At 53.4% G+C, this 12,862-nt stretch carries 12 protein-coding genes; all 12 read right to left on the bottom strand.

Annotation, left to right across the window (positions count from 1 at the left end):
* Positions 1-2: 2 nt before the first annotated feature.
* Positions 3-347 carry a nitrous oxide-stimulated promoter family protein gene (locus tag LH23_RS13130; RefSeq protein ID WP_039291733.1) on the bottom strand — a complete coding sequence of 115 codons (345 nt, stop codon included), beginning with the start codon at positions 345-347 and terminating at the stop codon, positions 3-5.
* 100 nt (positions 348-447) lie between these two features.
* The gene (chbG, locus tag LH23_RS13125) at positions 448-1,209 is read right to left on the bottom strand and encodes a chitin disaccharide deacetylase (RefSeq protein ID WP_039291730.1); all 762 of its coding nucleotides are present in this window, start codon (positions 1,207-1,209) and stop codon (positions 448-450) included.
* Positions 1,210-1,254: 45 nt separating this feature from the next.
* Positions 1,255-2,598: a 6-phospho-beta-glucosidase gene (locus tag LH23_RS13120; protein WP_039291727.1), complete on the bottom strand. Its 1,344-nt coding sequence runs from the start codon at positions 2,596-2,598 to the stop codon at positions 1,255-1,257.
* A 90-nt stretch (positions 2,599-2,688) separates the two neighbouring features.
* A complete protein-coding gene (gene chbR, locus LH23_RS13115) occupies positions 2,689-3,525 on the bottom strand; it encodes a transcriptional regulator ChbR (RefSeq protein WP_034808027.1) in 837 nt (278 codons plus the stop codon).
* Between the two features lie 11 nt (positions 3,526-3,536).
* Positions 3,537-3,887, bottom strand: coding sequence for a PTS N,N'-diacetylchitobiose transporter subunit IIA (gene chbA / locus LH23_RS13110; protein WP_039291725.1), 351 nt, complete (start codon positions 3,885-3,887; stop codon positions 3,537-3,539).
* Positions 3,888-3,942: 55 nt separating this feature from the next.
* Entirely contained in the window at positions 3,943-5,301 is a 1,359-nt protein-coding gene (chbC, locus tag LH23_RS13105) for a PTS N,N'-diacetylchitobiose transporter subunit IIC (RefSeq protein WP_008455639.1), read from the bottom strand.
* Positions 5,302-5,391: 90 nt separating this feature from the next.
* Positions 5,392-5,715 carry a PTS sugar transporter subunit IIB gene (locus LH23_RS13100; protein WP_008455640.1) on the bottom strand — a complete coding sequence of 108 codons (324 nt, stop codon included), beginning with the start codon at positions 5,713-5,715 and terminating at the stop codon, positions 5,392-5,394.
* 265 nt (positions 5,716-5,980) lie between these two features.
* Positions 5,981-6,769, bottom strand: a complete 789-nt coding sequence (gene phoH, locus LH23_RS13095; protein WP_039291723.1) for a phosphate starvation-inducible protein PhoH — start codon at positions 6,767-6,769, stop codon at positions 5,981-5,983.
* Between the two features lie 742 nt (positions 6,770-7,511).
* The gene (gene efeB, locus LH23_RS13090) at positions 7,512-8,801 is read right to left on the bottom strand and encodes an iron uptake transporter deferrochelatase/peroxidase subunit (protein ID WP_039291720.1); all 1,290 of its coding nucleotides are present in this window, start codon (positions 8,799-8,801) and stop codon (positions 7,512-7,514) included.
* A gap of 5 nt (positions 8,802-8,806) precedes the next feature.
* Complete coding sequence (gene efeO / locus LH23_RS13085) at positions 8,807-9,931, bottom strand: iron uptake system protein EfeO (protein ID WP_039291717.1); 1,125 nt, start codon at positions 9,929-9,931, stop codon at positions 8,807-8,809.
* 64 nt (positions 9,932-9,995) lie between these two features.
* Entirely contained in the window at positions 9,996-10,829 is an 834-nt protein-coding gene (efeU, locus tag LH23_RS13080; protein ID WP_008455644.1) for an iron uptake transporter permease EfeU, read from the bottom strand.
* A 167-nt stretch (positions 10,830-10,996) separates the two neighbouring features.
* Positions 10,997-12,505, bottom strand: coding sequence for a sodium/proline symporter PutP (putP, locus tag LH23_RS13075; RefSeq protein WP_039291714.1), 1,509 nt, complete (start codon positions 12,503-12,505; stop codon positions 10,997-10,999).
* Positions 12,506-12,862 lie beyond the last annotated feature (357 nt).

The following is a 12,862-nucleotide window of genomic DNA, read 5'->3' as shown; positions in this document are numbered from 1 at the left end:
AGCTATTTCTTACGCTGATATTTCTCAGGCAGAGGCGGAACCAGCCGGCGATCGTCCATCAAATGAAGCACGGTCAGAATCGGATGGTGGAACAGCATTCGGGGACCACTCCAGCGCATCACCTGCTTCATTTCTTCACGTTTTGCGGGCTGATAGCAGTGGATGGGGCATTGCTTGCAGGCAGGTTTTTCTTCGCCAAAAGCGCAGCGATCCAGCCTTTTGGCAGCGTAGTCATATAGCCGTAAGTAGTGGTCTGGATCGGGGCTGGCAGCAGGGTTTTTGCGCTCGTACAAAGTGAGCATTTTAGCGATGGTTTGCTTTTCGCGCTGGATACGTTTTCCGGACATGACTGTACCTGGTCGACCGGTCAAGCGTCCGGCCAATGATTGTCGATAAGATGTAATTATAATACACCTTACCGACAATGGACCGAAGCACGAATAAGGGTTAGAGGTCGCGGAAAGTGCCTAACCGGTAGCCTCTTTCGGCGATAGCATACTTCAGCGCGGCGGAGGTCAGCACTTCCATCTCCGCCAGACGCGGGTAGCAGTAGTTGCTTTTCAGGATTGTGTTATCCACAAACGACGGGTGGCACATTACCTCCAGCGAGGCTTCCTCTCGCTGCGCCGAGGCATCCACGCACTCCAGCAACAGGCTTTCAGAAATAGCGTCACCGTAAAACTCACTGCTAAATCCTTGCGTACTTCTCACGCCAGCCAATGAGATGTTGTCCCGGGTTGCGGCATCACGATCGACACGCAGCGGGATCCCTTTCTCGCTGGCAAACGCCGCAACGATGGGAAAAATTTCCGGGATCATGTGTACGTGATGGTGACTATCGAGATGGGTCGGCTCAATACCAAAAATCTCGATAAAGCGCTGATACTGGCTTTCAAGCTCGCGCTTGATCTCGTCCAGGTCCAGCTGCCCCTGCTCCGCCATTTCCCAAATCCACTTGCCCAGCGTGCCCGTTTCGCGAGTCAGAACCGGCATGTCGCTCAGCGGCTGCCCCAGTGTCAGCACAAAGTGCATGCCAACCCCCAGTCCAGGGTAACGAGCACACAGCCCGGCGGCGTGTTTAATGGCTTCTGCGTTAACCATCGCGGTGGTTGAAGTCACCACGCCGTGGTGAAACGCTTCGATAATGCCGTAGTTTTGCGCCTTACTCAGGCCAAAGTCATCGGCATTGATAATCAGTAAGCGATCCATAGCATCCCTCTTGAGTGGCCCTCCCCGTCCGGGGAGGGCAAGACATTAAGCCAGTTTTTCGATAGCTTTCGCAAAGTTTGGCAGATGGGCTTTATGGGCAAGCAACATCTCTTTGGCAATCACTTCCGCATCCTTGTCAGAGTGGATTAGCGGGCTCAGGTTCAGCGCCAGCAGCACGTCGTTGAACTCACCGCTCAGTGCCGCCTGGCTCGCCGCCACTTCAAACCCTTTGATGGTATGAATCAGCCCCATCACTTTCTCGTCGAAGTGAGTCACGCGCGGGTGTGGCCTTGCGCCGTCACGGCCAATGATACTGGTCGTCTCGATAGCCCAGTCCGCCGGGATATTGTCCACGTGGCCATGGTGCGGGATGTTCACGTAGTGCTCGGTCTGCTTATCATTGTAGATAGCGCTGATCACTTCGCATGCGGCGTCAGAGTAATAAGCCCCGCCGCGCAGCTCCAGCTCTTTCGGTTTCACGTCCAGGTTAGGATCTTTATACAGTTCGAACAGCTGTTTTTCGACCTTCTGCACCACGGAAGCGCGCGCACCGCCTTTGTAGAACTCGCCCATTTCAATGGCAAGCATTTCTTTCTGCTTGAAGTAGTACAGCAGATAAGAGCACGGCAGCAGGTTCAGGGAACGAATCAGCCCTTCGCTGAACGGCATATCGAAGATGTTTTTCACCGAGTTCGCGCTCAGTTTACCGCTGGCTACGCCGTCCAGCAGTTCAGCAAAGCGGGATTCGCCGTTCACCAGCACATCTTTGATGAACACCATGTGGTTCAGACCGAAGAGATCGATGCCCAGATCATCTTCCGGCGTCAGTTTCAGTACGTCGGTAATAAACATCTTCATGCCAACAGGAATGTTGCACACGCCGATGAATTTTTTGAAGTTGGTGTGGCGGAATACCGCCTCGGTCACCATACCGGCCGGGTTAGTGAAGTTGATAACCCAGGCATCCGGGCAGATTTCCTGCACGTCTTTGATGATGTCGAAAATGACTGGAATGGTACGCAGCCCTTTGAACAGACCGCCCGCGCCGTTGGTTTCCTGGCCAAGATAGCCGTGACTCAGCGGGATACGTTCATCCAGCTCACGTGCTTTCAACTGGCCCACACGCAGCTGAGTGGTCACGAAGTCCGCGTCTTTCAGCGCTTCACGGCGATCGAGGCTCTTATGTACCGTCATCGGCACGCCGGCATGCTCAATCATGCGCTGGCAAAGATTGAAAATAATATCCTGCTTTTCTTTACCGGCTTCGACATCCACCAGCCAAAGTTCGGTAATCGGTAATTCATGGTAGCGCTTAATAAAACCTTCAAGTAATTCTGGGGTATAGCTGCTGCCGCCACCGATAGTGACAACTTTTAATTTCTTAGTCATATAGGCTCCCGTACAGCGCCACGCGCCGTATTTAGAAAATTGAATAAGTTAATAAAAACGCAATATTGACCGTGGTCGTTAACCAGCAAATTAATTAATGCTGTACAATTTTTTCCGATAGCTATTGGGCGTAAAAGAGGTGACCTTCTTAAAGTTCTTAATAAACATACTGGGGCTACTGTAGCCAGACTCGAAGGCAATATCGGTCACCGACGAGTTAGTAATCTCCAGCTGTTTCTTGGCAAAATTAATGCGGATTTCATTAATAATCTGCATCGGCGTTTTGCCATAATAACGCTGAGTGGCGCGCGTTAAATATTCCTGCGACTTACCCGAAAGCGCAACCATGTTTAATAAGGCTTTATCACCAAAACGCATTTTGTCGTGCATCCCTTCAACGGTGGATTTTAACCACAATGGAATATCATCCTGATTTTCCGACTCTCGATAATGGCGTAGTCGATTGACAACATAAAAGCTCACCATTTCGAGGAACTCGTTAAACTCCCCTTCGCGGAAATTAAACGAGGCAATCACCGACTCCATAAACGCCAGGAATTCATCCTTGATCTGGTAAACCTGTGAAGCCACCAGATGGGACGGCAGCAGCGGCATATAATGCTGTTCAAAAAACTGCTGACTGATGCCCACGTTAAATAACCGGGTCGCGCCAAACTCGTAGAAACTCTGATGATGGGAACCGACCGGAATAAAGACAAAATCGCCTCGTTCCATCAACACGCGCTTACCGTTAATTTCCTGATAGTAGCGCCCGGTTAACACGATAGTGAATTCGTAGTAGTCATGCTGGTGCAGCCCGCTCACGCTCTCTTCTTTGGTGTAGATAAACGCATGGAAACACTTGCCGTTAAACAGCTGGCTTTCACGAACAATGTTAATTTCCATATTGTCTATCTCTGGCTGCATATACTGACCTGCTACTTGTCCATTTTCTCATGTAATTCAATCAACTCGGTGACCAGCTCACGAGCCAGCATCGAAGTCATCAGGTGATCCTGCGCGTGTACCAGCACCAGGCTCACTTTAGTTTTGCCTTCGCCCTGGTCGCCTTCAATCAGCTTAGTCTGCACCAGGTGTGCTTCGTTCAGCGCGGTACGAGACTGGTCCATCATCTCTTTGGCCCCGGCGAAGTCACCCAGCTTGGCCTTTTTCAGCGCGCCGTAAGCCAGGCTACGGGCCTGACCAGAGTTGATGATTAAGCCCATCACCACTTCTTCGAGATCGTCCACTTCTACTTCAGTTTCAACAACGTTATCTAAATCAAACATAAGAGTGCTCCCCGGATTCTGAAAACGGGGGAGGCATTCCCTCCCCCGGCTGAACTTAGAATTTCAGTGCGTTAGCGATATCTTCTTCGCTTTCTTCTTCTTCAATAACCGCCTGTGCCTTGTTGGACAGGATAACGAACGGCATGTACACCAGCGTTGCAACACCCAGGTTGAACAGCGCCACCAGCAGAGCAGCGACGCTGCCGTTACTGTTGAAGAAGGCGCCCAGGCCGGTAGGCATGGTCCACGGTGCCAGGTTGGTGACCGGCGGGATAATGCCCATGGAGTAAGCAATCAGGGTGATTGCGGCCAGAATCGGCTGTACAGCTACGAACGGGATGAACATCACCGGGTTCATGATGATCGGCAGACCAAACAGAATCGGTTCGTTAATCTGGAAGATGCCTGACGGCAGCGCCAGCTTAGCCACCTGACGGTGATCGGCGCGGCGAGAGGCGATGAAGATAGCGATAATCAGACCCAGCGTCGCACCAGAACCCCCCAGCAGGATGTAGGAGTCGAGCATTGGTTTCGCCCAGAAGTGGAACTGTTTGCCCGCTTCGATAGCGGCTTCTACAGAACCGTACTGCTGGTACAGCGCGACGTTTTCCAGCGCCCATGGGGTCATGATGCCGTTATCCAGAGCGGTAAGCGCCAGAGAACCGTGAACACCGAAGAACCACAGCAGAGAGTTGAAAATCACGTATGCCCAGCCAACCACGCTACCCATTGACGCCAGCGGAGTCGAAATGGAGTCCATGATGATCTGGTGGAAGTTGCTGCCGTAGTGAGACAGCGCCCAGGAGATGATCCCGAAGATAGACAGAATCAGGAAGCCTGGAATTAACGCCGAGAACGAACGGGACACCGAGGCTGGTACGCTATCAGGCAGGGTGATAACCCAGTTCCGGCGAACCACGAAGGTGAACAATTCCGCGACAACCAGACCGATAATCATACCGGAAATAATGTTCTGACCGCCTAACCAGTTAGCACCCACGGCATAGGCTTCGCCCACGCTGTATGGCGTCACGGTCATAAAGGCTGCGACGGATAATAAGCCCGCTGCCAAAGGATCGACCTTTCTTTCTTCAGCCAATGCCATGCCAATGAAAAAAGGCGCCATCAGCGACATTATGCCCAACGTACCGTTGTACACATTGCCGCCGATAGCTTTAAACCCATTCAGGGTTTCAATGGTCTCGGGGTCTAAACGGATGCCTAACGAGTAGAAGAATGATCCTGCGCCGAAGCTCAGAAATACGTTGTTGATCAGAACAAACATTGCCCCGGTTAGGGTTAATGGCATTAATTTAATAAAACCATTTTTAATGGCATTAACGTGAGGCTGCTTTCCTATTTTTACAGCAAAAGGCAGGAGAACCTTCTCAAGTGAATCAATGACTTTACTCATATTATAAATATCCTTGAAAGCCGTAATTACTTACGGCTGTAGGTGTAAGTCGCTCTTTGACGGAAAATTAAACAAAACAAGAATAAAAAATTAACTCTCGGCCGCTGCTTTCTTAATTGCTGCCACAGCCGCTTTCAACACACCCAGCCCATCGACTTTACCGTACAGAGCAGAATCGATAACTTCTACAGGCTTGGTGGGCAACAATTTCTTGATATCTGCCTGCATGTAGGCAATTTGTGGCCCGAGTAATACCAGGTCCGCATGTTTCCCTTTCTCGCTGGCCAAAGACTCAGAGAAAGCTTCAATTTCTACCGGAACTTCATACTTTTCGGCCTGCGCTCGCATTTTGGTCACTAACAGCGAGGTTGACATCCCAGCGGAGCAGAACAGGTAAATTTTTTTCTTTTGCATAAGTTGTTCCTCAAGTCTCAATACGCTGTAACGGACTTCCGTGGCGTATTGTTGCTGTTCCAAAGCGGGTTTGTGGAGAGAGACTATTGTCTCTGCTTGAGGAAAGTATACGGCATGGTTTCGAGAGAGAGATAATTCCCAGGTCTCATAAATTGTCTCTCCTTGACCTGGTGTTATGACCCCCTTCACAGTTTGGCCAAATAATTCGCGCAAATAAAAAAGCCCAAACCGAAGTTTGGGCTTTTGTCTAAATCGTTGAAGACCGTCAGTCGTAGGCGTTCAAGGTGCGCTGGCAGAGGGCCGAGCGCACACAATCCTGTTTACCAAAACGAACAACACCGACCATGTCATCCTCTTCAAAACGGCTCAGCGCGTCGCTTAAACCGGACGGTACGCCCGCAGGTAAATCGCACTGCGTGATATCGCCATTGACGATAACCGTCACGTTTTCCCCGAGGCGGGTCAGGAACATCTTCATTTGCGCTGCGGTGACATTCTGTGCCTCATCCAGAATAACCACGGCATTTTCAAAAGTGCGTCCGCGCATATAGGCGAACGGCGCAATCTCAACCTTACCAATTTCAGGCCGCAGGCAATACTGCATAAAAGACGACCCTAAACGTCGCACCAGGATATCGTACACCGGGCGGAAATACGGGGCGAACTTTTCTGAGATATCACCGGGAAGGAAGCCGAGATCTTCATCGGCCTGCAGCACCGGACGGGTAACGATAATCCTGTCGACATCCTTATGTATCAGGGCCTCAGCGGCTTTCGCCGCGCTGATAAACGTCTTGCCACAGCCGGCTTCGCCGGTAGCAAATATCAGCTGCTTTTTCTCGATGGCATTAAGATAATGCGCCTGAGCTTCATTACGCGCTTCGATAGGTGAATGGTCGCGGCTGTCGCGCGCCATGCCTATAGATTCTACGCCGCTCATCTGCACAAGCGTGGTGACCGATTCCTCTTCACGCTGCCGGTGGCTACGTGAATCCCGTCTCAGCACACGTTTTGCTTCGCGACGAGCTTTGATCACAGCTTTCTGTCTTCCCATGGATGGCACCTTACAGTTGGTTTCATTTCCCGCGCCGTCTGAACAAGCGCGATTATGGCCACTAACGGATGAGGTTTGGCTTCCTTGTAAGCCATTAACTGCCGGTTGAGAGGGTGCGCTAAGCGAACGCGAAACGTTGCCTGACGCACCGTTAGGACGCTGATTTGACTCTGAATGGGGAAATTTAGCGGCGAAGATAGCGAAGCCGGAGGAGAGGCCTCCGCGCTGGGTAGTGCGGGTAAAGTGTTTAAGTAACCGTCCAGTACAGGACCCAACCATTCGCGATCTCCGTAGTGATTAAACGTCACAGCAGGGAACTACCGCTCATGCTTTAAGTACAACAAACATCACCCAAAACGCAACATAAATTTTACGTTTAAGTAACGTTTAATCGCAATCCGCTGCTGTGTACCCTTTTCGCACATCAATATTACAGAAATATATCAGCGGGATAGTCATAGGGAATTGTGATAAATAATCCGGCCGATGAATTGTTAGCAAATGAAAAATGAGGGGCATCAGGGCCAGGTAGTTTTCGTTTACTATTCGATGAGGTATTTATCATACCCCAAATCTTCCCCTCACCCCGGCCCTCTCCCCAACGGGGAGAGGGGGAAAACAGCTTAAGACTGCTTCATTTATCCCCCCTCCCTTCCAGGGAGAGGGTTAGGGTGAGGGTAAAAACCAGCCGCGACGTTGCAGTTATAGCGCGTACCGACATAAAGCCAAGCGCGGTTCCAGCTTATATCGCCTCTATCAGCCCCTGCCCCAGATAATGTTGCTTATCCGGCACGCCCGGCAGCGCGAAGAAATACCCGCCGCCAATCGGCTTCACGTACTCTTCCAACGCCTCGCCGTTCAGCCTGCCCTGCACCGCAAGGAAGCCTTTCTCAAGGTCATGCTGGTAGCAGACGAACAGCAGCCCCATGTCGAGCTGGCCGGACTTGGTGGCGCCCAGCGAATAGCTGTAACCCCGCCGCATAATCAGCCCCGATTGCGTCTCTTTCGTCCTTGGGTTTGCCAGGCGAATGTGGGCATCCAGCGCGATCACATCACCGTCAGGGTCGGCGGCGTAGTCCGGCACATCATGCTCATTTTTCATGCCCAGCGGCGCCCCGCTGTGCTTGTCACGCCCGAAAATAGTCTGCTGCTCTTTCAGCGGCGTGCGGTCCCAGGACTCGACGTGGAACTGAATAATGCGCACGGCCTGATAGCTGCCACCGGTAGCCCAGGCCGGCTCCTGCTGCTGCTTCGTCACCCACACCACGTCGTCCATTAGCGGCTTATCATGGCTGTCCGGGTTAGCCGTGCCGTCTTTGAAGCCCAGCAGGTTAATCGGCGTCTCTTTCCCCCGGCTGCGCGCCGCATGGTTGGAAATGAACCCTTCCCGCTTCCAGCGCACGCTGAGGAGATCTGGCGTGTGCTTAATAATATCGCGCAGCGCATGGATCACCGTGTCGTTGGTGTTGGCGCAAATCTGCAGCAGCAAATCGCCGTGGCACAGGCTGGCATCCAGCGAATCATTCGGGAAGCTGGTCATTGCCTGTAGCTTTTTCGGCATCTGCTTTTGCAGGCCAAAACGCTCGTCAAACAGCGAGCTGCCGGCGGAAACCGTGATCGTCAGGTTATCCGGGTAGATTTCCGCCCCAAGAATACCGGAGTCCATCGGCGGCAATCGTGGATTTGGCGTATCCGGCGCCGGACCGCCGCTGGTCAGGAAATCAAAGCGAGAAGTCAGCAGGCGGAACAGACGTTCAAGGTCAGCTTTGTCACTGGCCAGCACGTCAAACGCCACCAGCATCATGGCAGCCTGCTGAGGTGTCAGAATCCCGGCCTGGTGTTCGCCATACAGCGGCTGGCTTTCAAGACGACCATCCGGCGGCAGCGTGCCCGGCGAAGAGGCCGGATTCGCCGCATGGGCCGCCATCGGGCAGCCGCCGCCCACGGCAAAAGCGCCCCCAAGGGCGCCCAGTGTTTTCAGCAGCTGGCGGCGCGCCGGTTGGTGCGCGCCGGTGTTATCCTTATTGCTCATGATGCTTAGTCCAGGCCCATCACGCCACGCAGCTGAGACAAATCTTCCGCAAGCGTGGTAATTGGCCCTTTCAGCGCCTTACGATCGTTATCCGTCAGCTTGTCGTAGGTTTCAAACCCGTCTTTGGTGCGGTACTTCGCCAGAATGGCGTCAACTTTCTTGAAGTTGGCATCCACTTTCGCCAGCAGAGCCGGGTTCTCTTTGGTCAACTGAGGACGCAGCAGGTCAACAATTTTCTGTGCGCCGTCGACGTTCGCCTGGAAGTCCCACAGGTCAGTGTGGCTGTAGCGATCTTCTTCCCCGCTGATTTTGGTCGCCGCGACTTCTTCAATCAGGCCAGCTGCGCCACCAACCACTTTGCTCGGCGGGAAGGCCAGCTCGGAAACGCGAGTCTGCAGATCCAGCACGTCGGCGTTCAGCTTGTCGGCAAACTGCGCGGCGTCTTTGGTGGTGTTGTCGCCAAACAGGATCTTCTCCAGGCGGTGGAAGCCGGTGAATTTCGGGTCATCCGCTTTTTTCTCGAAATCGTCTTCACGGGCATCGATGCTGCTGTCGAGGTCAGAGAACAGCTCGGCGATCGGCTCAATACGCTCATAATGCTGGCGGGTTGGCGCATACAGGGCTTTGGCTTTCTCTAAATCGCCGGCTTTCACCGCATCGGTAAAGGCTTTGGTGCCTTTCACCAGCTCAGCAACTTCAGCGGTCACATAAGCTTTGTATTCGGTGATTGGGCCGGTCAGGGCCAGCAGATCGGATTTAGGCGCTTCCTGTTTGCCGGTCGCTTTCACCACCAGCTTGCCTTTCGGGTTGGTCAGCAGGCCGCAGGTCATGTCGTATTCACCCGGCTGCAGGTTGGCGGTCAGTTTCTGGGAGAAGCCCGGCGCGATGTTCTCACGCTCTTCCACCACCATCACCCCTTTCAGGATCTCCCACTCCAGCGCTTTCTGGCTGTTATTCTGGATAATGAACTGGGTTTTCCCGGCGTTCACGGTCACATTCATCGGCTCACACTGTTTATCCGTGACGGTGACTTTTACCTGGGGAATGTCCGCTGCCTGCGCGGCAAACGTGGAAGAGACAAGCGCGAGCAGCGCAACGTGCAGTGCCTTCAGACGAAAATGTTTGGTCATGACCTATCCCTATTAAGCAATGAGTAGTTATCACTGAACGGCGGGTCGGCCCGCCGGAAATCAATTAACGAGCCGTATTGGTCGCCTGGTTGTTCACGCGCGGCGGCATAAAGAACAGCACCAGCGCCGGAATCAGATAGATGAAGTACATCGCCACTTCGCTCACGGTTGGGGTTTCCTGATAGCCAAAAATCCCCTCAAGTAAGGTGCCGGTAAGCGAGTGGGTGGAGAGCGTGTTGCTCATATCAAACGCTATATCCTGGAAGTGGTTCCACAGCCCGGCTTCGTGGAATGCGCGCACGGCGCCGGCGGCAAGGCCTGCGGCGACCAGCAGAATAAACAGACTGGTCCATTTAAAGAATGCCCCCAGGTTGAGGCGAATTCCGCCCCAGTAAATAAGGAAGCCTAAAACGATGGCGGTGGCCAGGCCGAGCATCGCCCCTAGCGGTGGCCAAATGCCAACGTCCTGTTGGAAAGCTGCCAGCAGGAAGAACACCGACTCCAGGCCTTCGCGCGCGACGGCGAAAAAGACCATCATGATCAGCGCCCAGCCGTGGTTGCCTTTGCTGTGCAGCGCGTTATCCACCGCCTGCTCCAGCTGCACCTTGACGTTGCGGGACACTTTACGCATCCAGAACACCATCCAGGTCAGAATAAACACGGCGATCACCGCCACGATCCCCTCAAACAGCTCCTGCTCTTTCTGCGGGAACTCGCCGGTGGTTTCATTGATAAAGATACCGAGGCCCAGGCAAAGTGCAGCGGCGGCAAAAACGCCAATCCACATCACGGCTATCCACTGGCCGCGCTGGGTACGCTTCAGGTAGCTGGCAATCAGGCTGACGATGAGCGCTGCCTCCAGCCCTTCGCGTAACATGATGAGAAACGGAACAAACATGCCTGACACCTCAGATGTGAATACAAGTCAATTGACGTAAAGAAAAGTAAACCATAACGATTGTGATTATCATTAGCGCCGAAAAGAAAAACAAGAGACGGGGATTACATATTTATGACCAGATGTAAAAAGGGCCGGATTAACCGGCCCCTGTAAAACATTGCCTGCTACTCAGGCTGCAGCTTGCTCGGCGGCGCGGTGTGATAAACCGCATCGGCTTCGGCGAAGCGCTTCTGCATGGAGGCTGAAGGTGCTTTGCCCAGCAGGCTCACCGCCACTATCGCAAGGCTGGCGAAAGCGAAACCTGGAATGATTTCGTACAGCCCCAGCCAGCCAAACTGTTTCCAGACCAGCACGGTTGCCGCCCCGACAATCATCCCCACCAGCGCCCCGTTGCGGGTCATACGTGACCACATCACCGAGAACAACACCACCGGGCCAAACGCTGCGCCAAAACCGGCCCAGGCATAGCTGACCAGGCCAAGCACGCGGTTTTCCGGGTTAGCGGCCAGGGCAATCGCAACCAGCGCCACCACCAGCACCATCATGCGCCCTACCCACACCAGCTCTTTCTGGCTCGCCCCTTTACGCAGGAAAGCTTTGTACAGATCTTCGGTAATCGCGCTGGAGCACACCAGCAGCTGGCAGCTCAGCGTGGACATCACCGCCGCCAGAATCGCGGAGAGCAGTATCCCGGCAATCCACGGGTTGAACAGAATTTGCGCCAGTTCGATAAACACCCGCTCGCCGTTTTGCGTCACCGCCCCGGCCTGCTCAGGGTTGTTGTTAAAGTAGGCAATCCCGAAGAAACCCACCGCACAGGCGCCCGCCAGGCAGAGGATCATCCAGGTCATACTGATGCGGCGTGCGTTTACGATGGTGTGGTGTGAATCCGCCGCCATAAAGCGCGCCAGAATATGCGGCTGGCCGAAGTAGCCCAGGCCCCAGCCCATCAGCGAAACGATAGCGACAAAGTTCAGCCCTTTCAGCATATCGACGTTTTCGATGCTCTTCTGCTTGATCACCATCAGGGAATCATCGAGGCCGCCGACGGCAATGATCACCATTACCGGCGTCAGAATCAGGGCAAAGATCATCAGGCTGGCCTGCACGGTATCCGTCCAGCTCACCGCCAGGAATCCCCCCACGAAGGTGTAGAGGATTGTCGCCGCCGCCCCGGCCCACAGCGCCGTTTCGTAGCTCATGCCAAAGGTGCTTTCAAACAGGCGCGCCCCGGCCACAATGCCGGATGCACAATATATGGTGAAGAACAGCAGGATCACCAGCGCCGAGATAATACGCAGCAGGCGGCTGGAGTCTTCAAAGCGCCCGGTAAAGTAATCCGGCAGCGTCAGCGCATTGTTGTTCACTTCAGTGTGAACGCGCAGGCGCCCCGCCACTAATTTCCAGTTGATCCATGCCCCCAGGGTCAGGCCGATGGCGATCCAGCTTTCTGAAATGCCGGAGATGAAGATTGCGCCTGGCAACCCCATTAACAGCCAGCCGCTCATATCCGAGGCGCCAGCCGACAGCGCGGTCACCACGCTCCCGAGACTGCGGCCGCCAAGAATATAGTCGTCAAAGCTGCGGGTTGAACGCCAGGCGATAAAGCCGATGAGAATCATGCCAAAGATATAAACGAGGAAGGTCACCAGCATCGGTGTGCTAATTGTCATTCAGACTTCTCCATAGCTATTACGCCTGCTCTCTCTGACCAGGCTGCTTCGCGCCGGAACGAGGCGCTGTGTTGTTATCGTGATGTAATGGGGAATGCATCCTGCCGGAACCCTTTATTTTTCACAAACGATTTAACACGGCATTTACATCGTTTGCATCTGCCTTAGGTAAGCATTTTTCACCAGGTTGCACTTACTCACACTTTTAGCGGTTGCACCGTTTAAAAGTGTTAACTTCATCAATAAATCTAGCGTTCCGCTTACTACCCTGTCAGACGAATTTCTTATCTTACTGGTAACAAATCACCTTTTTTGCGAGCCCTTCATCGGCTTCGATTTAACAAGGTTGCACAAAGT

Source organism: Cedecea neteri, assembly GCF_000758305.1.
Classification (GTDB): domain Bacteria; phylum Pseudomonadota; class Gammaproteobacteria; order Enterobacterales; family Enterobacteriaceae; genus Cedecea; species Cedecea neteri_C.
Note: the sequence above shows the minus strand (reverse complement) of the source record. Positions and strands in the feature narration are given on the sequence as shown.

Coding starts and splice junctions, on each gene's coding strand:
- efeO (WP_039291717.1), bottom strand. CDS start 9,931: ATGACCAAACATTTTCGTCTGAAGGCACTGCACGTTGCGCTGCTCGCG.
- chbC (WP_008455639.1), bottom strand. CDS start 5,301: ATGAGTAAAGTCATTGATTCACTTGAGAAGGTTCTCCTGCCTTTTGCT.
- LH23_RS13130 (WP_039291733.1), bottom strand. CDS start 347: ATGTCCGGAAAACGTATCCAGCGCGAAAAGCAAACCATCGCTAAAATG.
- chbA (WP_039291725.1), bottom strand. CDS start 3,887: ATGTTTGATTTAGATAACGTTGTTGAAACTGAAGTAGAAGTGGACGAT.
- efeB (WP_039291720.1), bottom strand. CDS start 8,801: ATGAGCAATAAGGATAACACCGGCGCGCACCAACCGGCGCGCCGCCAG.
- efeU (WP_008455644.1), bottom strand. CDS start 10,829: ATGTTTGTTCCGTTTCTCATCATGTTACGCGAAGGGCTGGAGGCAGCG.
- LH23_RS13120 (WP_039291727.1), bottom strand. CDS start 2,598: ATGACTAAGAAATTAAAAGTTGTCACTATCGGTGGCGGCAGCAGCTAT.
- chbR (WP_034808027.1), bottom strand. CDS start 3,525: ATGCAGCCAGAGATAGACAATATGGAAATTAACATTGTTCGTGAAAGC.
- chbG (WP_039291730.1), bottom strand. CDS start 1,209: ATGGATCGCTTACTGATTATCAATGCCGATGACTTTGGCCTGAGTAAG.
- putP (WP_039291714.1), bottom strand. CDS start 12,505: ATGACAATTAGCACACCGATGCTGGTGACCTTCCTCGTTTATATCTTT.
- LH23_RS13100 (WP_008455640.1), bottom strand. CDS start 5,715: ATGCAAAAGAAAAAAATTTACCTGTTCTGCTCCGCTGGGATGTCAACC.
- phoH (WP_039291723.1), bottom strand. CDS start 6,769: ATGGGAAGACAGAAAGCTGTGATCAAAGCTCGTCGCGAAGCAAAACGT.